A 22354-nucleotide genomic window follows, 5' to 3' on the forward strand; every position below is an offset into this window, starting at 1 on the left:
GAATTCTAAGATTGTATACAAAAAGGCCCTGGAACTAGGCATAGCTAGTCTTCAGGGCTTTTATCTTATAGTTTATCAGCTATTTTTTGACTTAGAAATTGCCCAACCAAAGCCCCAATCAAGGCACCTACGAGGATGCTCGAAACAAAGAGAAGGATTTTGTCCAACTCTGGAGCGACCATGATACGGTCAATGTATTCTTGGGATTTCCCACGTGCAAGTAAGGTGGCCACGTAAGCTTTGGGACGGATCCACATGAGGAAGATAGGGCCACTTGTGCTAAAAGCAAAGACGAGGAAGGAGAGGGTGTTTTTGATTCGATCTCTGTAGTTTCCGAGACGAGCGATGGCATCTGCTGCAAGACCACAGGCGAGTCCTGGGAGAAAGGCACCAGCGCCATGTTTGCTCGCTAGGAAGAAAAGTGCCATAAAAAGTCCTAGAGTGGTGATAGCGCCAAAACGAGGGACCTTCGTCAAAAGAAGCATGTAGACACTGCCACCGACAAGGGCAGCAAAGGCAGGTGCGTAGAACATATTGCCTGTTTGGTCGACCAGGTGTCCTAGGAAGACTCCAATCCCTACACAGAGGAAATAGAGGACGACAGCTAAGAGGGTGGTTAAGATATTTTTCTTCATGAGAATCTCCTTGATGCGAATTAACAAAACCAATTGTATCACGCTTTTTGAGGATTGTAAATGGGAGTTCTATATTTTTGAAAACGCTTGAAATATGATATAATAGTTACATCGTTAGTTTAAGGAGAGTAGCATGGGAAAGTTTCTAGAATTCGTCTTTAATCGTATCTTTTTGGGAATGATTGCGACGGCTTATTTCTGGCTATTAACACTAGCAGGAGGAGTGATCTTTGGTTTGGCCCCAGCTAGTGCTACCCTGATGAGTTTGTATGCGGAACATGGTTATACCTATCGAGCCTACCATTTGAAGGAAGCTTGGGAATTGTATAAGAGCAATTTTGTCAAGAGTAATCTGGCTTTCTATAGTTTCGTGTTTGTGGATCTTGTCCTAGTTTATGGTTTGTATCTTCTAGTTCAATTGCCCCACCAGACGATTTTCCACCTTTTGGCGACCTTTCTCAACGTCCTTGTAGTTGCTCTTGTCTTTCTAGCCTATACTGTTTCCTTGAAACTTCAGGTGTACTTTGATTTGTCCTACCAAAATACCTTGAAACTGTCCCTTATCGGTATTTTTATGAGCTTACCTGCGATTGCCAAGGTTTTACTCGGGTCCGCTCTCCTTATAGGAGTTGGTTATTATATGCCTGCCTTGCTCTTTTTTGTAGGAATTGGAATGTGGCATTTCTTTATCAGTGATATGTTGGAACCTATTTATGAAAGTATCCATGAAAAATTGGCGACAAAATAGAATGAAGCAGTTTTGGCTTCACTCTCTTTTACGGATTTATAGTTTGGTTATGATCGTGGTCATTGCCAGTTTTGCGATTATGCTATCGTATGCTGACTGGGACTCGCGTGAGAAAGAGGCCCAACGGGTTGCAGAACGTGTGACCACTCGGACAGTGAGTGAAGTGGAATATTATCACAGAGAGTCAACTCAACTTGCTCAGTCTTTGGTTGAAAATCAGGCCCGCATCGAAGGAATTTACAAGTATTTCAGTCTCAGCACACCAGACTATTTCTATTGGCAATTAGAACGTAAAACTTCGCCTTATATCTCGGTTTCCCTGTATGAAAATATTGATGATCTCTATGTTCGGAATGATTTTGTGACTGGAGTGGCTATTGTTCTTCAGGACTATAAGGAAGTGTATGTTTCGACTAGAGAAAAACGCAGTGGGGAGAAAGTTCCTGCGGAGGGTTTTAAGCCGACAGCCAATAGTTTTGCCATTCCTGTTTCTGATCCTGTGTCTGACAAGGATTTAGGAGTGATCTATATCTCCCTATCCCCGGATGTTTTACATGGAGCTATTGACAATACAAGGGGCCATATCCCAATGGCTGTAACAGTAACTTCGCCTTTTGAGACTGAGATGTTCCATATTGGGGAGAAGGTATCAGCTGAGCGAGAAAACTGGTTTGTAGGTGTCACCTCTCACGGTTATCAGGTTCGAGTTGCTGTTCCTAAAAATTTTGTTCTTACAGGAACTTTGACGAGTTCAGCTGTCATTATTGGGCTAAGTATTCTCTTTATCATCATTTTGTACGTGACTCTTAGACAGACTTTTTCAAATTACCAAAAGCAGGTCGTAGACCTAGTAGATTCGATCGAGGTGATTGCTCAAGGAGAAGAAGGCCTTCGAATCGATACATCTGAAAAAGGCCAAGAGTTGCTTCTCATTGCAGAAACAACCAATGATATGTTGGATCGCCTGGAAAAAAATATCCATGATATCTATCAGCTAGAGCTCAGTCAAAAAGATGCCAATATGCGAGCCCTGCAAGCTCAAATCAATCCTCACTTTATGTACAATACTCTGGAGTTTTTACGGATGTATGCTGTCATGCAAAGTCAGGATGAACTGGCAGATATTATCTATGAATTTAGTAGCTTGTTACGCAACAATATCTCCGACGAGCGGGAAACCACGTTGAAGCAAGAGTTGGAATTTTGCCGAAAATATAGCTATCTCTGTATGGTGCGTTATCCTAAATCCATTGCTTATGGTTTCAAGATTGCACCAGAATTGGAAGAAATGAGGATTCCAAAATTTACACTCCAACCATTAGTAGAAAACTACTTTGCCCATGGTGTTGATCATCGCAGAACAGATAATGTCATCAGTATCAAAGCCTTGAAAGGCCAAGGATGCGTTGAAATTCTAGTAGTAGATAATGGTCGAGGAATGCCCGCTGAGAAACTAGCTAGCTTGCAAGAAAAATTAACTCAACGAAGTTTTGAACACGAGGCAAGCTATAGTGGGGAGCGGCAATCAATTGGAATAGTAAATGTACACGAACGCTTTGTTCTCTACTTTGGGGATCGCTACCAAATCAGTGTAGAGTCAGCTGAGCAAGAAGGTGTTCGTTACCATATCACTATCCAGGATGAATAGAAAGGGTAGAAATGTATAAAGTTTTATTAGTAGACGATGAGTACATGGTGACAGAGGGGCTCAAGCGATTAATCCCCTTTGAAAAATGGGATATGCAAGTCGTCGCAACAGCTAATCACGCAGATGATGCTTTGGACTACGTCAAGGGAAATCCAGTAGATGTGGTCATTTCCGATGTCAACATGCCAGATAAGACCGGACTTGAGATGATTAGGGAAATGAAAGAGTTACTTCCAGATACCTATTATATCTTGCTGTCTGGTTATCAGGAGTTTGAGTACGTTAAAAAAGCCATGAACCTTAGTGTCGTGGATTATCTGGTCAAGCCAGTAGACAAGGTGGAGTTGGGCAATTTATTAGAAAAAATTGCGAGCCAACTTCAGGAAAAGGTGGAGCAAAGCCAGACTCTTAGCCAAGAATTGGATGAAGAAGGCTTTGTCAACTTCTTAGCAGGTAAAGATAACTGGTGGATAGGTCTTTCCAAGGAAAAACAAGGTTCTTTCACAATTCCTTACTATGTTTTGGGGCAAGACTGGCAGATTTTCATCTCTGATCAACAGCTCGATGGCATCATCGTGACACCATTTGAAGCACCCTACCAGCAGTCCTTTGAGAATTGGAAGATCAACGCTGAAAAAGCCCTCTTCTACGGTTCAGTTAATCTAGAAAAATCCGAGAGTTTGTTTGCTTATTACGAGCCGATTTATCGGGTGATTATCCAAGGGAATATCAATCAAATCATCGAAGAATTAACCCTGCTAGAGAAGGTCGTCTTGGAAAATACCCCGCGCGTGGCCATCACGAAGCAGCTCTTCACTCAGTTTGTCATGGATGTCTTTCATTTGTTTGAACACCTAAAAGCAGATGATATGACCGAGATAGTCAAAGCTATCCATGCCATTAACACCTTTGAAGAATTGGTTGCCTATATCAAAGAAACCTTGACCAAGTTCTTTGGCCAGTATCGCATGAATGAAAATGTGGTGAGCGTTCTGGAGGTGATTGGGCGTGATTATCAGAAAGAGCTCTCACTTAAGGATATTAGCAAGGATCTCTTTATCAATCCTGTCTATCTCGGTCAGCTGATCAAGAGGGAAACCAACTCAACCTTTGCGGAATTGCTCAATAAACAGAGAATTAAGGCAGCGCAGCAACTCTTACTGTCGACCAGTGATAGCATCGAAGATATTTGCTATGCAGTTGGCTATAGTAATGTTGGATATTTCTATAAGGTTTTCCGTAAATTGTGCGGAAAATCACCGAAAGCTTATCGGAAACAAGTTGAAACTAGCTTGTAAAAGTTGTATTCCTGTACAAAAAATGCTATAATGTTCAAAATATCTTTTGGAGGAAAACATGAAAAAGAATCCTATTTATCTTTGGGTTTTGTTAGTCTTATCAGCCCTCATTTCATCTATGTCATTATTTGGAATCTTGAGTCCATTGCCAAGTAAAGATGTGCTTCGTGCTAGCCTGGCGAATAGCGGGACGCTTACTGCTCAGCAATTAGAAGACACAGTCAACTATACTTACCAAGTAACAGCGTCATCGCACTCTATTTTTAATACGTTGTTGATTGTTTTATCTGCAATTTTAGTTGTAGTAGCCTTTGTATTTCTAGTACGTAAAAATGTGCAATTCGCAAACTATGCTTATATTGGCTATGTTCTACTAGCGATTGTTGGTTTGGTTTATAGCTATATGAACGTTCAAGATGCGGTTCAATTAATCAAAGATACTACTCTCGGCTTAGGAATGGGAGCATTGGCACAAGGAACGAATATTTTGTTCATCATTATCAATGTTCTCTTTTTAGCCTTAGTCTTTTACAAGATGTGGCGCCAACAAAAAGATTTGGCCGAAGAAGTCGAAGCAGAAGAAGTTGCCTAAGTATTGACAAAAAAGAACTATCAAGTTACAATCTTGGTAGTTCTTTTTAAATCGTAAACAAAAAATCGAGGTCAACATGAAAAAAATATCCTTAGTGTATATCAGTCTGAGTGGGAATACAGAGAGTTTTGTAACCCGACTCAAGGACTATCTCTTGTCTCAGTACGAAGAAATTGAGGTCCAAAAAATCCATATCAAGGATTTGGTCAAGGAAGGCCAAGAATTCTTTGAAATGGAGCATCCCTATGTCGCTTTCTTGCCGACCTATCTGGAAGGTGGAAATGGTGTCGATAACGGCGATGTTGAGATTCTTACGACTCCAGTGGGCGACTTTATCGCTTATGGAGACAATGCTAGTAAGTGTTTTGGGGTAGTGGGATCTGGTAATCGCAATTTTAACAATCAATACTGCCTGACAGCCAAGCAGTATAGCCAGCGCTTTGGCTTCCCGGTCCTAGCAGACTTTGAAATGCGTGGTATGTTGGGAGATATTAAAAAAGTCGCAGCGATTATCGCGGACTTGTATGAGTTAGAAACAGAAAAATAAAGTAGTACTGAGGGGCAGTTGAGATTTTCAACTGCTTTTTGTGTATGCAAAAAGCACCCCGTAAGGGTGCCATTTTATATACTATCCTGCTTTTCCGATGGCAAGTGCATAGATGAAGAAGATAGCAAAGCCAAAGAGGAAAATCAATCCTGCGATAGCAAGGAGTTTTAGCCAGGAAGGAAGATTTTTATTCTCACGTGTCACTAATACATAGTTCAAAAGAGCGAAGAATGGTGTTGTCAGGAAAGAACCGATCATGGCAAAGCGAAGCATGGTGGAAACTTGACCAGCAAAGAACTTGATGATGACGATACCGATAATAGCTGTGAGGGTCATCCAGATGTTCAAAGATTTGCGAGAATCCTCTTTTTGCCGAATTAAGAGTCGCAGCGATTCCTGATTGACACGAGAGTAGCCATCGATAACGGTGATGACCGTTCCAAAGATACAAAGAAAGGCGATAAAGGTGATCAAATAACGGGACCATTCTCCAAGAACAGAGGCATACATACCCACGAATTGAGAGATGTATTTGGCTGAAGCGGCTTCAACTGCTTGTCCTGTAGGATATTGAATCAGTGCTCCAAGTGCCACGAAGAATACAGCCAGGATAGCAGTTCCAATGTAACCAACGTTAAAGTCGAAAAGGGCGTCCTCTGTATTAAAGTTGACAGTCTTTTTCTTTTCAGCAGACCAGAGTGAATTGATGGCAGAAATCTCAATAGGAGCAGGCATCCATCCTAAGAGGGAAACGATGAAAGGGAGGGCCGCCATTTGCCAAGGTGTCTTTTCGACAAAATCAGAGCTGTATTCTGGATGTTTAATTGCTGCAATAATAACTGCAAGAACTGTTGCAATGGTCAAAGCAGACATGATCCATTTTGCCATACCATCCAATAGTTTGTAGCCACCAAAGAGTAGCATGGCCCAAATGACTGCAACAAGGATAAGGGACCATTGAGTGATGCTAAGACCAATCATTGGAAAAGCGCTAGCGATGATAGCTGAGCAAAGGATAGCGACTCCAGCTGTATTAACCATGGCAGAGAAGACGTTGAGGACAAAGAAAATCCAGAGATAGAGTTTTCCTTTTTCGGCATAACCTTCCACCAAGGTTTTGCCAGTGTCGGCAGTATATTCGGCACCAAAACGGAAAAATGGATATTTAAAAACATTGGCCAAGATAACCAAGAGGAGTAGTGACCAACCATAAGAACCACCAGCTTGAGTGGAGGATACGATGTGAGAACCTCCAACGGCTGCAGAAGCCATTAGGATTCCTGGCCCCATTGCCTTTAGTTTGCTTGCCCAGGTTGACTGGTTTGATAACGTAACTTGTGACATAATAAACACTCCTATTTTTGAATTTTCAGAATAATCTGAATAGATAGCTACTATTCTACAAAAAACGTAAAGGAAATGCAAGAATATTTTGAAAAAATACAGAAAATTACAGAAAACTTTACATGCATTAATGAAATTTCTCCAAGGAGAATATGGTTAAGACTAAAAAATCCGAGAAGAAAGCTTCTCGGATTTTGATTATTTCAATTGATCTGTAACGTCTTTTGAGAGCAACATTCCCAGATGGTAAGTTTTATTGATATGTGCAATGACATCATTGATATTTTCAGTCGTGTGAATTTTCTCTTTAATGTCAGACCTAAATGTCTCGTCCTTCAAGAGTTGCTCTTGGTAGAGTCTTTGAAGTCTTTCCTTCTCGTACTTATTGAGCAGAAAAAGGAAAACCAAGCTAAGTACAACGAGGATATAAGCATATTGGCTCATAAGGAATCTCCCAGTGTGATAAATAGTAAAAGTGAATAAATTGTTTCATTGAAATGCTACAATGCCGAACAAAATATAAATGTTATTTTGCTCAATCGTTCGGATTGCTTTCAAGTAATTTAAAAGATTACGACATGAGCCTAACCAAATCGATATTATTTGGTTAGGTGAATTAGTGAAGCGCCTAGCCAAAGTCCGAATAGGATTTGGCGTTAGTTACTTAGATTGCTCCGCAATCAAGTAACTTTGGCGATTTACATCTTCTCTGGCGCTTCTACTCCGAGCAAACGAAGAGCTTCTTTGAGGACGACTGCGGTTGCGTAGCTGAGGGCCAGACGGCTGTCGCGCTCAGGACTTTCATCTAGAATACGTGTATGTGCATAGTACTTGTTAAAAGCTTGAGCCAAACTAATCGCAAATTTCGCAATGATAGAAGGTTCAAAATTATCTGCTGCACGATTGATAATGCGTGGGAAGTCTTGGAGTAGTTTAATGATTTCCCAGCTTTCAGCATCCTTCAGGCTGTAGTTGCCAGCTGTATCTGGTTTGAAATCAGCTTTGCGCAAGATAGATTGGATACGAGCGTAGGCGTATTGAACGTAAGGTCCAGTTTCCCCTTCAAAGGATACCATAGCTTCAAGGTCGAAGTCATATCCATTTGTACGGTCGGTCTTAAGATCATAGAACTTGATAGCCCCGACTCCAACAGCGTGGGCAACCTGGTCTTTATTTTCTAACTCAGGATTTTTCGCTTCGATTTGGGCCTTGGCACGACTAACAGCCTCTGCAATAGTAGGCTCTAGCAAGATGACATTTCCTTTACGAGTAGAGAGTTTTTTCCCTTCTTTTGTTACCAATCCAAACGGAACATGGACAATGTCTTGGCTCCAATCGTAGCCCATCTCTTGTAGTACTGCCTTGAGTTGTTTGAAGTGGGCAGATTGCTCTTGACCAACAACATAGATGGATTTTGCAAATTGGTATTCGTTTTTACGGTAGAGGGCTGCAGCCAAGTCACGTGTGATATAGAGAGTTGCACCATCAGATTTCTTGATAAGGGCTGGATGTTCAATTCCATATTTCTCAAGATTGACAACTTGGGCTCCCTCTGACTCAACAAGAAGTCCTTTTTCAGCGAGAATGTCTACAACAGCATCCATCTTATCATTGTAAAAGGCTTCTCCGTTGTAGCTGTCAAATTCGACTTGCAATTCATTGTAAAGGCGGTTGAATTCCACTAAACTTTCATCACGGAACCATTGCCAGAGAGCGAGGGCTTCCTCATCTCCATTTTCCAGTTTACGGAACCATTCGCGTGCTTCTTCGTCCAAGCTAGGATCTTTTTCAGCTTCAGCATTGATGCGAACGTAGAGCTTAAGAAGTTCATCGATTGGATGCGCTTTAACGGCCTCCTCATTTCCCCATTTCTTGTAGGCAACGATCAACATTCCAAACTGTTTGCCCCAGTCTCCTAAATGATTGACCTTGACCGTTTGATAGCCGATTTTTTGGAAAATATGTGACAAGCTATCTCCGATAACTGTTGAACGCAAGTGCCCAATAGAGAATGGTTTTGCGATGTTGGGACTAGACATATCAATAACGACATTTTCTTGCTTGCCAATGGTTTGGTCAGCATAGTGCTCTTTCTCAGTAATAACATCCTGTAATACTTGAGCCGAAATAGCAGATTTATCAAGGAAAAAGTTGACGTAAGGTCCAGTAGCAACAACCTTTTCAAAGGCTTGACTATTGATTTTTTCAGCAATATCTGTTGCAATCATTTGAGGAGCTTTACGCTCGACCTTTGCTAGAGAAAAGGCAGGGAAGGCGATGTCTCCCATTTCTGAGTTTTTAGGTGTTTCCAGTAAATTTAAAATAGCCTCTTGGTCCAGACTATCAATGACGCTAGCCAACTCGCTAGCAATCAATTCTTTTGTATTCATAAGGGCTCCTTTTGGGCTTTTTTACTATTTTAACACAATTTACTACATTTTTTGAGAAAGAAAAGAATTTTTTTGAATTATCTATTTTTTTTGGTATAATATAGTTATAAAATAAATGTAAAATTTGTTATAAATATTCGCTTAAGAGGATAATATGAGAAAAAGAGAACGGCATCAGTTGATTAAAAAGATGATCGCTGAAGAAAAACTTGGGACACAAAAAGAGATTCAAGATCGTTTAGAAGCTCGTAATGTTTATGTGACACAAACGACTTTGTCGCGTGATTTGCGTGAAATCGGCTTGACCAAGGTTAAGAAAAATGATATGGTGTATTATGTACTAGCAAATGAGACAGATAAGATTGATTTAGTTGAGTTTTTGTCTCATCATTTAGAAGGTGTTGCAAGAGCAGAGTTCACCTTGGTACTGCATACCAAACTTGGGGAAGCTGCAGTCTTAGCAAACATTGTAGATGCAAACAAGGATGAATGGATTTTAGGAACGGTTGCTGGTGCTAATACCTTATTGGTTATTTGTCGAGACCAGCACGTTGCCAAGCTGATGGAAGATCGTTTGCTAGATTTGATGAAAGATAAATAAGGTCTTGGGAGTTGCTCTCAAGACTTATTTTTAGCAAGGAGAGACGAAAAATGGCAACAGAAAAGCTATCACCCGGCATGCAACAGTATGTGGATATTAAGAAACAATACCCAGATGCTTTTTTGCTTTTTCGAATGGGTGACTTTTACGAGTTGTTCTATGAAGATGCAATTAATGCAGCACAAATTTTAGAAATTTCCTTAACGAGTCGGAATAAAAATGCAGAAAATCCGATACCAATGGCGGGCGTCCCCTATCATTCTGCCCAGCAGTACATCGATGTTCTGATTGAGCAGGGCTATAAAGTTGCCATTGCAGAACAGATGGAAGATCCCAAACAAGCAGTGGGGGTTGTCAAGCGAGAGGTGGTCCAGGTCATCACACCTGGAACGGTCGTTGATAGCAGTAAGTCGGATAGTCAGAATAATTTCTTGGTTTCCTTAGATCGTGATGGCAATCAGTTTGGTCTGGCTTATATGGATTTGGTGACGGGTGATTTCTATGTGACAGGTCTACTAGATTTCACGTTGGTTTGTGGGGAAATTCGCAATCTCAAGGCTCGTGAAGTGGTGCTGGGTTATGACTTGCCTGAGGAAGAAGAACAAATTCTAAGTCGTCAGATGAATCTGGTGATTTCCTATGAGAAAGAAGGTTTTGAGGACATCCATTTATTGGGTTCACGACTGGCAGCTGTGGAGCAAGCGGCAGCTAGTAAGCTACTCCAGTATGTTCACCGAACCCAGATGCGGGAATTGAACCACCTCAAACCAGTTATCCGCTATGAAATCAAAGATTTCTTGCAGATGGATTATGCGACCAAGGCTAGTTTGGATTTGCTTGAGAATGCCCGTTCAGGCAAGAAGCAAGGGAGTCTTTTCTGGCTTTTGGATGAAACCAAAACAGCTATGGGCATGCGGCTCTTGCGTTCTTGGATCCATCGTCCTTTGATTGATAAGGAGCGAATCATCCAACGTCAAGACGTGGTGCAGGTCTTTCTTGACCACTTCTTTGAGCGCAGCGATTTAACGGATAGCCTCAAGGGTGTTTATGACATCGAACGTTTGGCTAGTCGGGTTTCTTTTGGTAAGACCAATCCAAAGGATCTCTTGCAATTGGCGACCACCTTATCTAGTGTACCACGGATTCGAGCGATTTTAGAGGGAATGGAGCAGCCTGCTCTGGCCTACCTCATCGCACAGTTAGATGCCATTCCTGAGTTGGAGAGCTTGATTAGTGCTGCCATTGCTCCTGAAGCTCCTCACGTGATTACGGAAGGTGGCATTATCCGTACGGGATTTGATGAGACCTTAGACAAGTACCGTCGTGTGCTCAGAGAAGGGACTAGCTGGATTGCTGAGATTGAGGCTAAGGAGAGAGAAAACTCTGGCATCAGCACGCTTAAGATTGACTACAATAAAAAAGATGGCTATTATTTCCATGTGACCAATTCGCAACTGGGAAATGTGCCATCCCACTTTTTCCGCAAGGCAACACTGAAAAACTCGGAACGCTTTGGGACAGAGGAGTTAGCCCGTATCGAGGGGGATATGCTGGAGGCGCGTGAGAAGTCAGCCAACCTAGAATATGAAATCTTTATGCGTATCCGTGAGGAAGTCAGCAAGTACATCCAGCGTTTGCAGGCTCTAGCCCAAGGAATTGCAACGGTTGATGTCTTGCAAAGTCTAGCAGTTGTGGCTGAAACTCAGCATTTGATTCGACCAGAGTTTGGGGATGATTCACAAATCAATATCCAGAAAGGGCGCCATGCTGTCGTCGAAAAGGTCATGGGAGCTCAGACCTATATTCCAAATAGTATCCAGATGGCAGAAGATACGAGTATTCAGCTAATTACAGGGCCCAACATGAGTGGGAAGTCAACCTACATGCGCCAGTTAGCCATGACTGCGGTTATGGCCCAGCTGGGCTCGTATGTGCCGGCGGAGAGCGCCCATTTGCCGATCTTTGATGCTATCTTTACCCGTATCGGAGCAGCAGATGACTTGGTTTCAGGTCAATCAACCTTCATGGTAGAGATGATGGAGGCCAACAATGCCATTTCGCATGCGACCAAGAACTCTCTCATTCTCTTCGATGAATTGGGACGGGGAACGGCAACATATGATGGGATGGCTCTTGCCCAGTCCATCATCGAATACATTCATGAACATATCGGAGCCAAAACCCTCTTTGCGACCCACTACCATGAGTTGACCAGTCTGGAGTCCAGCTTGAAAAACTTGGTCAATGTCCATGTGGCGACCTTGGAGCAGGATGGGCAGGTTACCTTCCTTCACAAGATCGAACCAGGACCAGCTGACAAATCCTACGGTATCCACGTTGCTAAGATTGCTGGCTTACCAGCAGAACTTTTATCAAGAGCGGATAAGATATTGACTCAACTGGAGAATCAAGAGACGGAAAGTCCTGCTCCAATGAGAGAAACAAGTGCTGTTACTGAACAGATGTCACTCTTTGATACCCCTGCAGAGCATCCTATCCTAGCAGAATTAGCTAAACTGGATGTTTACAATATGACACCGATGCAGGCTATGAATGTCTTGGTTGAGCTCAAACAAAAGTTATAAAAAAATCCCACTCACATTTTTGTGAGTGGGATTTTTCTCTATTACTTTTTATGGGCCAAAAGTTGATTGATGTGGTCTACTTTTTTAGCTTCTCTTTTATAGAGAATAGCCCAGATGATGAGGTAGACAATCGCAAACTCTGGAATGAGCTGGAGATAGAAGGTCCAGTGGAAGGGGAACCAACCAGCCAGAGTTGCTAGTGGAACAAAGCCAATCAGCATGAGGAAGAAATGGGAAAGTGTGGCACGGAGCAGGCTCCAGTCACGGCTGAATAAGCGGCTGCCAAAGCTAAAGAGAACACCGATAGCTGACCAGATGACCATACAGTAGAGCAAGACTAGAGCACCGTGAACCTGATGTTGAGCCATCGCTTGGCCGATAAGAGACTCGGGACTTAGTGGGGCATAGGTATTTGGTGCATAAATGAGTGAAAAGAGGATAGAGAGGATGAGGCCGATAAGTACACCAGCGGCTGCATCGTGAAAGATTTGTTTTTTCATAGTTCTAATTTCTCCTTGATGGTTTTTAGGTAACGGCGTGAAGAGTAAGTGAAGCTTTCGTTTTTTAAGAAAATTTCAACCAGGCCGTTGGGAGTGAGTTTGAGATGAGAGATGGAATCGATATTGACGATTTCAGATTGGGAAATTTGGATAAAAGTGGTCGGCAGCATTTCAAGAACCTGATAGAGTCGCAAATCAATGGTATAGGCCTGAGATGCAGTTTCTGCTAGAACCTTGCGATTCTCGATATAGAAGCGTTGAATCTTACTAACCTTAATTAGATAGACCTGATCTTCAATCTTTCCTTTGATTGTTTCTTTTTGGTCAAGATTTTCAGCGAACTCGATGACTTTCTGGACTTTTTCGGTCGGCTGAGGAGTTTGGACAATCAGCTTTTCTTCCTCGTAAGTCTCCTTAATCTGTAGTTCTACTTTCATAAATTTCCCTCCTTACATTTCATACAAAATTGTGATCACTTCCTGTACACCTTTATTAAACACTATTTTACGACCCATGGCAAGAGCTTTTGTCTATGTGGAGAGATTTGGAGTCTATGTGGTATTTGCTTTTTCTGGTAACATCTGAAATATGGTATAATAGCACTAATCAATTTCTAGGAAAATAGATACAGAAAGGGGCTGAAAGATGTCTCATATTATTGAATTGCCAGAAGTGTTGGCAAACCAGATCGCGGCAGGAGAGGTCATTGAACGTCCTGCCAGTGTGGTCAAAGAGTTGGTAGAAAATGCCATTGATGCGGGTTCTAGCCAGATTATCATTGAGATTGAGGAAGCTGGTCTTAAGAAGATTCAAATCACAGATAATGGCCATGGAATTGCCCACGATGAGGTTGAGTTGGCCTTGCGTCGACATGCGACCAGTAAGATAAAAAATCAAGCAGACCTCTTTCGGATTCGGACGCTTGGTTTTCGTGGTGAAGCCCTGCCCTCTATCGCTTCTGTCAGTGTCTTGACTCTGTTGACGGCGGTGGATGGTGCGAGTCATGGGACCAAGCTCGTTGCGCGTGGGGGAGAAGTTGAGGAAGTCATCCCAGCGACTAGTCCTGTGGGGACCAAAGTTTGTGTTGAGGACCTCTTTTTCAATACACCTGCCCGTCTCAAGTATATGAAGAGCCAGCAAGCGGAGTTGTCTCATATCATTGATATTGTTAACCGTCTGGGATTGGCTCATCCTGAGATTTCTTTTAGTTTGATCAGTGATGGCAAGGAAATGACACGGACAGCAGGAACTGGTCAACTGCGACAAGCCATCGCAGGAATTTATGGTTTGGCGAGTGCAAAGAAGATGATTGAAATTGAGAACTCTGATCTAGATTTCGAAATTTCAGGTTTTGTTTCATTGCCTGAATTGACACGAGCAAATCGTAACTATATCAGCCTCTTCATCAATGGCCGTTATATCAAGAACTTTCTACTCAACCGTGCTATTCTTGACGGTTATGGAAGCAAGCTCATGGTAGGGCGTTTTCCACTGGCTGTCATTCACATCCATATCGATCCTTATCTGGCTGATGTCAATGTTCATCCAACCAAGCAAGAGGTGCGGATTTCTAAGGAAAGAGAGCTGATGGCACTTGTCTCAGAAGCTATCGCAAAGAGTCTTAAGGAACAGACCTTGATACCTGATGCTTTAGAAAATCTTGCCAAGTCGACCGTGCGTAATCGTCAAAAGGTAGAGCAGACCATTCTCCCACTCAAAGAAAATACGCTTTACTATGAACAAACAGAAGTAACAAGACCGACTCAAGTTGAGGTTTCAGACCATCAAGTAGGCTTGACTGAAGAAAGACAGGATTTAACCCTGTTTGCCAAGGAAACCTTGGACCAGTTGACCAAGCCTGCAAAACTGCATTTTGCAGAGAGAAAGCCAGCTAGCTATGACCAACTAGACCATCCAGAGTTGGACCTTGCTAGTCTCGATAAAGCCTATGATAAGCTGGAGCGAGAAGAATCATCAAGCTTTCCAGAATTGGAATTTTTCGGACAGATGCACGGGACTTATCTCTTTGCCCAGGGGCGAGATGGACTCTATATCATTGACCAGCATGCAGCTCAGGAGCGGGTTAAGTACGAGGAATACCGTGAAAGCATCGGCAATGTTGACCAGAGTCAGCAGCAACTCTTAGTGCCCTACATCTTTGAATTTCCTGCGGATGATGCCCTTCGTCTTAGAGAAAGAATGCCTCTCCTAGAGGAAGTAGGTGTTTTTCTAGCAGAGTATGGAGAAAATCAATTTATCCTGCGTGAACATCCTATTTGGATGGCAGAAGAGGAGATTGAGTCAGGCATCTATGAAATGTGTGATATGCTCCTTTTGACCAAGGAAGTTTCGATCAAGAAATACCGAGCAGAGCTGGCTATCATGATGTCCTGCAAACGGTCTATCAAGGCCAACCATCGCATCGATGACCACTCAGCCAGACAACTCCTTTATCAGCTTTCTCAATGTGACAATCCTTACAACTGTCCCCACGGACGTCCTGTTTTGGTGCATTTTACCAAGTCGGATATGGAAAAAATGTTCCGACGCATTCAGGAAAATCATACGAGTCTCCGTGAGTTGGGGAAATATTAAGAACACAAAAAGCCTTTGTTTTTTCCAAACAAGGCTTTTTAGCTTTTCTATGGTGGGAATTTTGAATGGACATGGCAACTTGCCATGAGGTTTACACTTGCTTGACAAGAAAAAGTAATGAGAAATATGATTCAATTGACTCAAGGTTTCATAGAGTCGTCTTGGTTTGAGGGATTCTCAAGACCAATCACTTTATCAAGATAACGTTGTTTGGTTTTGAGAGTCTTGCTGATAGCAATCGCTGAAGCAATCAAAAGAACGAAGGTCAGCCAAATCCAGGCGGTGAACTCGGCTGGAAAACTAGAACCAGCTAAAAAGAGATAGATAGCCAGAGCTAAGACGAAAATATAAATCACCTGCCAGAGGCCAAAAGATTTAACTTCTTTATAGTATTTGTCCTTATCTTCCTCCAAAATCACTTCTGTAGAAGTTTTTTCAGAGTTTTCATCTAGTAGTAGATAGTCAGTTGTCACTTGAAAAATCTTGCTTAATTCAATGATTTTTTCGATTTCTGGAAGAACTTGACCAGACTCCCACTTGGAGATACTTTGCCGAGAGACATTGATTTGTTCTGCTAGCTTTTCCTGGGACCAACCTTTTTCCTTTCGGAGCTCAAATAGTTTTTCTGCGAGTTTCATGATTCTATCCTCCTTTTTCTACCTCTATCCTAACAATTTTTACTTATAATGAGAATACAATCTCTTGTACTATTTGTCAACCAGAGGGTGCACCTTTTGTTGCAGTCTGTCTCGGGGAAATATGATATACTAGGTAAGAAAAAGCGAAGAAATTATGAAAAAGGAATGAAAGATGAAAGAATTTTTTGCCCTCCCCAAGCAAATTCAAATGCGGGAATGGATGAGCTTTGTAGCACGGATTTTAGAGAGTGCCATTACTCCTTTTATGGCCATGTACTATGTTCAATATTTTGGAGCCTTTTGGGCGGGGTTATTGATGATCACAACCAAACTCATTGGTTTTTTAGCTGGACTGTATGGTGGACATTTGGCGGATCTTTGGGGACGTAAGAAAGTCATTGACTGGGGAAACTTTGGTCTTGCTAGTGGCTACTTTCTTGTGCTGCTGGCAAATATGCCTAATCATATTTTTCCCTTTTTGACTTTTGTCGGAATGTTGCTGGCAGAGACCGCAGGAACTTTCTCTTGGCCGGCTATTGATGCGATGATTATTGATTTGACCGACGAGCAAAATCGCCGTTTCGTTTATACGATTAGTTATTGGTTTGTCAATGTATCCGTTATGTTAGGAGCAGGGCTTGCAGGTTTCTTTTACGACCACCATTTTTTTGAGCTGCTTCTGGTTTTGACGGTGATTAGCTTCTTGAATTTTTTCCTCGCTTGGAAATATTTTTCAGAAAGCAAGCCAGCTAATCTGGTCTTTGAGCATGGTAGCAGTCCTTTGGCAACTGTGAAAAATTATGTTTCTGTTTTTCAGGACAAAATTTTCCTACTTTATACGTTAGGGACTGTATTTAATGGTGTTATCTGGTTGCAAATTGACAATTATATACCCGTTCATTTGAAAGAGTCATTCATCGCGAGTAGTGTTTTCGGTATTCATATTTCAGGAGCTAAGATGCTCAGTATCATGGTTTTTATCAATACCCTGATTATTGTTTGCTTCATAACGACTGCCAATCGTTTGACCAAGGAAATGAAGATCATACCGCAGTTTTTATTGGGAAGTATTATCTTTGACTTGGGTATGCTTTTCACCATTGTCTTCAGGAGTTTCTGGGCTCTGTTTTTGCTAGCCATTCTCTATACTATGGGGGAACTCATCTGCATGCCGCCAAGCCAAGTTTTGCGGGCGGAAATGATGAATGAGAATAAGCTCGGAACCTACTCAGGTTTCCTTAATATGGCGCAGCCTTTAGCGTCTATTTTAGCGGGGGCGATGATTTCTATCAGCGCTGCAACAGGTGCTGTAGGTGTTTGGCTCGTTTTTATTGTGTGTGCAGTACTTGGGCTGCTTCTTATCATCAGAGCAGCGCATTTACACGGAATTGCAAATCAATTATAGAAAGTGAAAATAATGTACGAATATTTTAAAGGAATCATCAGTAAAATTACAGCCAAGTACATCGTATTGGAAGTCAACTCTATCGGTTATATCTTGCATGTAGCCAATCCCTATGCCTACTCAGGTCAGGTCAATCAAGAAACTCAGATTTATGTGCACCAAGTTGTTCGTGAGGATGCCCATCTGCTCTACGGTTTTCGCTCAGAAGATGAGAAAAAGCTCTTTCTCAGTCTGATCTCGGTCTCAGGGATTGGTCCTGTGTCAGCTCTTGCTATCATCGCAGCTGATGACAATGCTGGCTTGGTTCAAGCGATCGAGACTAAGAACATCACCTACTTGACCAAGTTCCCTAAAATTGGCAAGAAAACAGCCCAGCAGATGGTGCTGGACTTGGAAGGCAAGGTAGTCGTGGCTAGTGATGACCTTCCTTCCAAGGTCGCAGTGCAAACCAGCGCTGAAAACCAAGAACTGGAAGAAGCTATGGAAGCCATGCTGGCACTGGGCTACAAGGCGACTGAACTTAAGAAAATCAAGAAATTCTTTGAAGGAACGACGGATACAGCAGAGAACTATATCAAGTCGGCCCTTAAGATGTTGGTCAAATAGGAGTATAATATGCCAAAACGCTGTGGTTGGGTAAAAATGAATAATCCCTTATATGTAGCCTATCATGATGAGGAGTGGGGGCAACCCCTTCATGATGACCGCGCTCTTTTTGAACTGCTCTGTATGGAGACTTATCAGGCTGGTCTGTCTTGGGAAACGGTACTCAACAAACGCCAGGCTTTCCGAGAAGCATTTCATGGCTATCAAATTCAAGCGGTCGCGGAAATGACAGATGGGGAGTTGGAAGCCTTGTTAGAGAATCCAGCCATCATCCGAAATCGTGCCAAGCTCTTTGCGACACGCTCCAATGTCCAAGCATTTTTACAAGTTCAGGAAGCATATGGCTCCTTTGATGCCTATCTCTGGTCTTTTGTCAATGGACAAACCATCATCAATGATGTCCCCGACTATCGCTTAGCCCCAGCTAAAACGTCTTTATCTGAGAAAATATCCAAGGATCTCAAAAAACGTGGTTTCAAATTCACAGGTCCAGTTGCGGTTTTGGCTTTTCTACAAGCAGCAGGTTTGATTGACGACCACGAAAATGATTGTGAGTGGAAAAACGGAAATTAGTGAGTCCAAGCGTCTAACTATCTGAGAAAATAGAAAAAGCTGAGAAAATTATCTCAGCTTTTTGATTATATGCTAGTAACTTTTATAGTGCAGTAAGAAATGTCAGTCCACCTAAGACAACGCCAGCTGAGTTTGGAATAATTAGTATCCAATCCTTCTTAGGCTCTTTTGTCCATCCGTAAATAACCCAAATTAAACAAGATACTGCTGCGGATAAAGGCTGGAATGGTTGAGCTTTGTTGCCTTGTAAATTGGCAAAAATTTGTGGGATGTAGGCGATAAATACAATAATCCCGATAAAGGCCCCGATTGAACCGACAATTTGATTTATTTTTTGTTTAGTCATATACACCTCCTTTAAAAAGATATCATAGAAATAAGCAAAATGCAATAAATTCAGACACAAATTGTAACGAAAATCAATACCAAAGCACAAAAATGGAGAAATTGTTTATTTTTTGTTATCGTCAAAGCGAATGACTTGCTCCTGTGCATCTACATAGGCGTGAACGCCAAAGGGAACAATGGCTCTTGGCGTTGCGTGGCCGACATTTAGATTATAGACAATCGGGATATTGTTATCAATGATATCCAATAGTGCTTCCTTATAGTCGTCATAGAAGGTTTCATCCATTGGTTTCCCGACCAAGAGTCCACTGATGACCTTAAATATCCCAGTTTCTTTCAAAGCCTGCAACATTTTTTTGAAATCCTCAGGTTCAGGTTTTTCTTCACTTGTTTCTAGCAAGAGGATCTTTCCTTCCCAGTCGGATAAGTCAGGGAAGAGTTTGTACTTTTGGCAGAGCTCCGTGCTGTCTGCGTATCGAGAATTGTCAAAGATATCATAGAGAGATTCAAGGCAACCTCCGAGAATTTCTCCCTCAAACTGGGTATTTCCTTGTAACAAGTCAAAACCTGCATTTACATGACTGATACGAGCTGTTCCCAGGGCCTTGGGACTAAAATCAGTCCGTTCCTCATACCAAAGGTCGCTAGGGCGGATTTCTGAGATTCTCCCAGTCTCGATCAATTCTTTAAAGTAGTGGAGGCTATAGGGCAACATTTCTTTGTCTAACTCACAAATGTCCGCTAGAAATGATTGGCCGTAAAAAGTCTTGATTCCTAGTTTATGCAACATAAGGTGGTTCATAGTGGTATCCGAGAAGCCAAGAAAAATCTTTTGTTTGATAACTTTTTGTAGTTGGTCATTTTCAAAAAGGTAGGGTAGCAAGCGATAGGTATCATCCCCACCGATGGCGCATAGGATCATGTCGATGCTATCGTCCGAAAAGGCCTGCATCAAATCCTCTGCACGCGTCTTGGGATGATCCTTGATAAAGTCCAAGCCCTTTAGCGAATGGGGCAAAAAGACAGGATTGAGTCCAAGATCCTTGAGACGCTGGATACCTAGCTCCACTTCATGTTTGACAAAATACTCTCCGATAACACCACTAGACAAACTAACAATACCAATAGTAGAAACCATACCTCATCCTCCTAGAAATTGATTGAGCCTATTTTATCACAAAAGGTGAGAGAAAACTACAATAATGAGACTCAGAAGTGCTATTGAATCTCAAGAAAGCAGGAAAAAAAGCAACCCCCTATGCAGTTGCTTTTCGTTTTTCTAATCTCGCTAGATATGAGTTACTTGGTCAACTCTTGATTATAGGAGAGAGCTAAATCAATCCAGTAAGGAAGTTCTTTTTGACCTTCGATATCTAGGTCTATATAGCCATGATAAGGTCTCCCTCTCATCAATGTAGTATGAGCTCCTGTTCGGGGTAGAACTTGCTTTTCTATTTCTTTGCCAATTCTCACCATAACCAGCTCGTCCTTTCTGGAACTGACTGTAAGGACCATTTTCCCACGAATCATAAAGGCAAGGCCACCAAACAGTTTCTTTTCTTCTAGCTCTTCTTCGAAAATTTGGGGAGGAAGTTTGAGTGCTAGAATTTTTCGAATCTGCTGAGCTAAAGATTGACTATATGCCATAGCTTTTCACTTTTCTTAATAACGTGATGGGCCCGCGCTTGCACTTCGGATATTGAAACGTTTCTTGAGATAGAAGCGAAGAGCGAGAAGGGCAGCTCCCAGGATAGCCAAAGGCAATGGAGCAAGGACTGGATTGAGGTTGGCTGGTAGGAAGCTTGTTGCAAAGAAGACAACCAACCAAAGAAGCATAGCAGCGAGGATGACGAGGATTGATTTCCAGAAAGGAGGGCGCTGGCTACGATCTGTGTCTGGTCCATAGTACTGGTAGACAAAGTAGTACATCAAGTAGAAGGCAAGTCCTCCTACAAGTCCAACCAACAAGAGGGTAATCAAGCCATAGCCAATAGCCTGATCTGTAGAGAAGAAGGTAGTCAGAGCGCTAACCAATGCAAAGAGACTGGTGATAAAAAGGGCTGAGTCCATAATCATGAGTTTTGGATCGTCATTTTCTTTTGGATGCTCTTTTTCGTATTGCTCCTTGACAGTGAAGCTATGAGCCCAGTGGGTTGGAGCCCCGTAGAGGGAACGTGCAGTCGTCCCCTTGGCTTGCTCTTCAAGGATTTTAGGAATGACTTCCTCAAAGACAGCCTTGATTTCAGCGTCTGTTTTACCATCTTTAATAAATTGTTGGGTAGCGATGTGGATAAACTCTTGGTTTTTCTTAGTTAATTTTTGTAAATCAATCTGAGACATAGGGATTCCTCTTAGAACCATTTTTTATGGATGAGATAGAGAGTGAGCGAAACACTCATAGCAAAGGCGATAAAGACGATTAACCAGAAGGCATGAGGCTCACCGTTTAGAGGGATTTCATTATCCTTAAAGTTCATCCCGTAGGCTGAGAAGATCATGGTTGGGACAGACATAACGATGGTCACGAGAGCCAGGGTCTTCATGATGTTGTTCTGGTTGTTGGAAATGATAGAGGCAAAGGTCTCTGTCATAGAGTGAAGGACATTTCCATAGATATCTGCCATCTCGATGGCCTGTTGGGTTTCAATCAGAGTGTCTTCGAGTAGGTCTTCGTCTTCTAGGTATTTCTTGATATTGCTAGTTGCGCTAGTCAATTTCTTAATCACGCGCTCGTTCGTCTTCAGTGAGGCCTTGAAATAGACGATGGTCTTTTCCAATTCCATGAGCTCAATCAGCTCTTCGTTTCGAGTGGATTTGTGAAGTTGACTTTCGATTTGTTCACTCTTACGGTCAATCGAACGAAGGGCCGTAAGGTAAAGTTCGGCGTTGCGATAGAGAATCTGGAAGATAAAGCGTGAACGCATGAAGGTGTAAAAGTTGCGCAGTCTACGGTTGATAAAGACATCGAGAACGGGGAGGGGTTCCAAGCAGGTGGTGATAATGGTTTCCTCTGTGATGATAATCCCCAGCGGAATCGTAACGTAGTAGGTACGATTGTTTCTTTCCTCTGTGATGGGAACGTCCACGATGATCAAAGTGTACTCATCTTCGATGGTAATACGGGACATTTCTTCCGCATCGAGCGGTGCTCGAAGGTCGGCAATGTCAATGTCGAAGGCGTTAGCGATTTCCAACGATTCATTTTGTGTAGGATTGACGAGGTTGATCCAAGTACCTGGTTCAAGCGTGTCGATCTCTTTAAATTCCGTTGTTGTTGAGAGAAAAACTTGTTTCATATCCC

The 22354-nt window shown here is 42.3% G+C and carries 23 protein-coding genes; 11 read left to right on the top strand and 12 right to left on the bottom strand.

Annotated elements, in window-relative coordinates:
- Nucleotides 1-65 precede the first annotated feature (65 nt).
- Nucleotides 66-635, bottom strand: a complete 570-nt coding sequence (locus P8P68_RS07765) for an MptD family putative ECF transporter S component (RefSeq protein ID WP_049519239.1) — start codon at nt 633-635, stop codon at nt 66-68.
- Between the two features lie 133 nt (nt 636-768).
- Here P8P68_RS07765 and P8P68_RS07770 point away from each other — a divergent pair, with 133 nt between their 5' ends.
- The 5 genes from P8P68_RS07770 to nrdI all read left to right on the top strand — a co-directional run bounded on the left by P8P68_RS07770 (nt 769) and on the right by nrdI (nt 5468).
- On the top strand, nt 769-1383 hold the full coding sequence (locus P8P68_RS07770) for a DUF624 domain-containing protein (RefSeq protein WP_049519238.1): 615 nt from the start codon (nt 769-771) through the stop codon (nt 1381-1383).
- Nucleotides 1361-3031 (top strand): sensor histidine kinase, encoded by a 1671-nt coding sequence (locus P8P68_RS07775; protein ID WP_080978827.1) that lies wholly within the window; start codon nt 1361-1363, stop codon nt 3029-3031. Before P8P68_RS07770 ends, P8P68_RS07775 begins: the two co-directional genes overlap by 23 nt.
- An 11-nt stretch (nt 3032-3042) precedes the next feature.
- The gene (locus tag P8P68_RS07780) at nt 3043-4329 is read left to right on the top strand and encodes a response regulator transcription factor (protein WP_049519237.1); all 1287 of its coding nucleotides are present in this window, start codon (nt 3043-3045) and stop codon (nt 4327-4329) included.
- Nucleotides 4330-4387: 58 nt separating this feature from the next.
- Entirely contained in the window at nt 4388-4921 is a 534-nt protein-coding gene (locus P8P68_RS07785) for a hypothetical protein (RefSeq protein WP_000740039.1), read from the top strand.
- Between the two features lie 76 nt (nt 4922-4997).
- Complete coding sequence (gene nrdI, locus P8P68_RS07790) at nt 4998-5468, top strand: class Ib ribonucleoside-diphosphate reductase assembly flavoprotein NrdI (protein WP_042903018.1); 471 nt, start codon at nt 4998-5000, stop codon at nt 5466-5468.
- 81 nt (nt 5469-5549) lie between these two features.
- On the opposite strand, the gene P8P68_RS07795 is transcribed toward nrdI, so the two are convergent.
- From P8P68_RS07795 to argS, 3 genes are all read right to left on the bottom strand, one after another.
- Nucleotides 5550-6812, bottom strand: a complete 1263-nt coding sequence (locus P8P68_RS07795) for an NRAMP family divalent metal transporter (protein WP_049550190.1) — start codon at nt 6810-6812, stop codon at nt 5550-5552.
- A 198-nt stretch (nt 6813-7010) separates the two neighbouring features.
- A complete protein-coding gene (locus tag P8P68_RS07800; protein ID WP_000084865.1) occupies nt 7011-7256 on the bottom strand; it encodes a hypothetical protein in 246 nt (81 codons plus the stop codon).
- Nucleotides 7257-7510: 254 nt separating this feature from the next.
- Entirely contained in the window at nt 7511-9202 is a 1692-nt protein-coding gene (gene argS / locus P8P68_RS07805; RefSeq protein ID WP_049500064.1) for an arginine--tRNA ligase, read from the bottom strand.
- Nucleotides 9203-9356: 154 nt separating this feature from the next.
- Here argS and argR point away from each other — a divergent pair, with 154 nt between their 5' ends.
- Both argR and mutS read left to right on the top strand, forming a co-directional pair.
- Complete coding sequence (gene argR / locus P8P68_RS07810) at nt 9357-9803, top strand: arginine repressor (RefSeq protein WP_049500062.1); 447 nt, start codon at nt 9357-9359, stop codon at nt 9801-9803.
- Between the two features lie 50 nt (nt 9804-9853).
- The gene (mutS, locus tag P8P68_RS07815) at nt 9854-12388 is read left to right on the top strand and encodes a DNA mismatch repair protein MutS (RefSeq protein ID WP_049500060.1); all 2535 of its coding nucleotides are present in this window, start codon (nt 9854-9856) and stop codon (nt 12386-12388) included.
- A gap of 41 nt (nt 12389-12429) precedes the next feature.
- Here mutS and P8P68_RS07820 read toward each other — a convergent pair whose 3' ends face one another.
- A complete protein-coding gene (locus P8P68_RS07820) occupies nt 12430-12888 on the bottom strand; it encodes a DUF3021 domain-containing protein (protein ID WP_049500057.1) in 459 nt (152 codons plus the stop codon).
- The gene (locus tag P8P68_RS07825) at nt 12885-13325 is read right to left on the bottom strand and encodes a LytTR family DNA-binding domain-containing protein (RefSeq protein ID WP_049500056.1); all 441 of its coding nucleotides are present in this window, start codon (nt 13323-13325) and stop codon (nt 12885-12887) included. The genes P8P68_RS07820 and P8P68_RS07825 overlap by 4 nt, the downstream gene beginning before the upstream one ends.
- Before the next feature lie 208 nt (nt 13326-13533).
- On the opposite strand from P8P68_RS07825, the gene mutL reads away from it, so the two are divergent.
- Nucleotides 13534-15483 carry a DNA mismatch repair endonuclease MutL gene (gene mutL / locus P8P68_RS07830; RefSeq protein WP_000018196.1) on the top strand — a complete coding sequence of 650 codons (1950 nt, stop codon included), beginning with the start codon at nt 13534-13536 and terminating at the stop codon, nt 15481-15483.
- A 140-nt stretch (nt 15484-15623) separates the two neighbouring features.
- On the opposite strand, the gene P8P68_RS07835 is transcribed toward mutL, so the two are convergent.
- Nucleotides 15624-16121 (bottom strand): helix-turn-helix transcriptional regulator, encoded by a 498-nt coding sequence (locus P8P68_RS07835; protein ID WP_084856514.1) that lies wholly within the window; start codon nt 16119-16121, stop codon nt 15624-15626.
- A 172-nt stretch (nt 16122-16293) separates the two neighbouring features.
- Between P8P68_RS07835 and P8P68_RS07840 the strand changes: the two genes are divergently transcribed.
- The 3 genes from P8P68_RS07840 to P8P68_RS07850 are packed head-to-tail and all read left to right on the top strand — an operon-like array spanning nt 16294 to nt 18705.
- Nucleotides 16294-17526 carry an MFS transporter gene (locus P8P68_RS07840; protein WP_049484717.1) on the top strand — a complete coding sequence of 411 codons (1233 nt, stop codon included), beginning with the start codon at nt 16294-16296 and terminating at the stop codon, nt 17524-17526.
- A 12-nt stretch (nt 17527-17538) separates the two neighbouring features.
- On the top strand, nt 17539-18132 hold the full coding sequence (gene ruvA, locus P8P68_RS07845) for a Holliday junction branch migration protein RuvA (RefSeq protein ID WP_084856516.1): 594 nt from the start codon (nt 17539-17541) through the stop codon (nt 18130-18132).
- A gap of 9 nt (nt 18133-18141) precedes the next feature.
- On the top strand, nt 18142-18705 hold the full coding sequence (locus P8P68_RS07850) for a DNA-3-methyladenine glycosylase I (protein WP_084856518.1): 564 nt from the start codon (nt 18142-18144) through the stop codon (nt 18703-18705).
- A gap of 82 nt (nt 18706-18787) precedes the next feature.
- On the opposite strand, the gene P8P68_RS07855 is transcribed toward P8P68_RS07850, so the two are convergent.
- From P8P68_RS07855 to P8P68_RS07875, 5 genes are all read right to left on the bottom strand, one after another.
- Nucleotides 18788-19051, bottom strand: a complete 264-nt coding sequence (locus tag P8P68_RS07855; protein WP_000166112.1) for a SemiSWEET family transporter — start codon at nt 19049-19051, stop codon at nt 18788-18790.
- A 105-nt stretch (nt 19052-19156) separates the two neighbouring features.
- Nucleotides 19157-20191, bottom strand: coding sequence for a S66 peptidase family protein (locus P8P68_RS07860; protein WP_084856520.1), 1035 nt, complete (start codon nt 20189-20191; stop codon nt 19157-19159).
- Nucleotides 20192-20352: 161 nt separating this feature from the next.
- On the bottom strand, nt 20353-20700 hold the full coding sequence (locus P8P68_RS07865; protein WP_000331822.1) for a TfoX/Sxy family protein: 348 nt from the start codon (nt 20698-20700) through the stop codon (nt 20353-20355).
- Nucleotides 20701-20715: 15 nt separating this feature from the next.
- Entirely contained in the window at nt 20716-21393 is a 678-nt protein-coding gene (locus P8P68_RS07870) for a DUF1129 family protein (RefSeq protein ID WP_278275855.1), read from the bottom strand.
- An 11-nt stretch (nt 21394-21404) separates the two neighbouring features.
- Nucleotides 21405-22349 carry a magnesium transporter CorA family protein gene (locus tag P8P68_RS07875; protein ID WP_000815617.1) on the bottom strand — a complete coding sequence of 315 codons (945 nt, stop codon included), beginning with the start codon at nt 22347-22349 and terminating at the stop codon, nt 21405-21407.
- Between the last annotated feature and the right edge of the window lie 5 nt (nt 22350-22354).

The organism is Streptococcus sp. D7B5 (genome assembly GCF_029691405.1).
In the GTDB taxonomy this organism is placed as follows: domain Bacteria; phylum Bacillota; class Bacilli; order Lactobacillales; family Streptococcaceae; genus Streptococcus.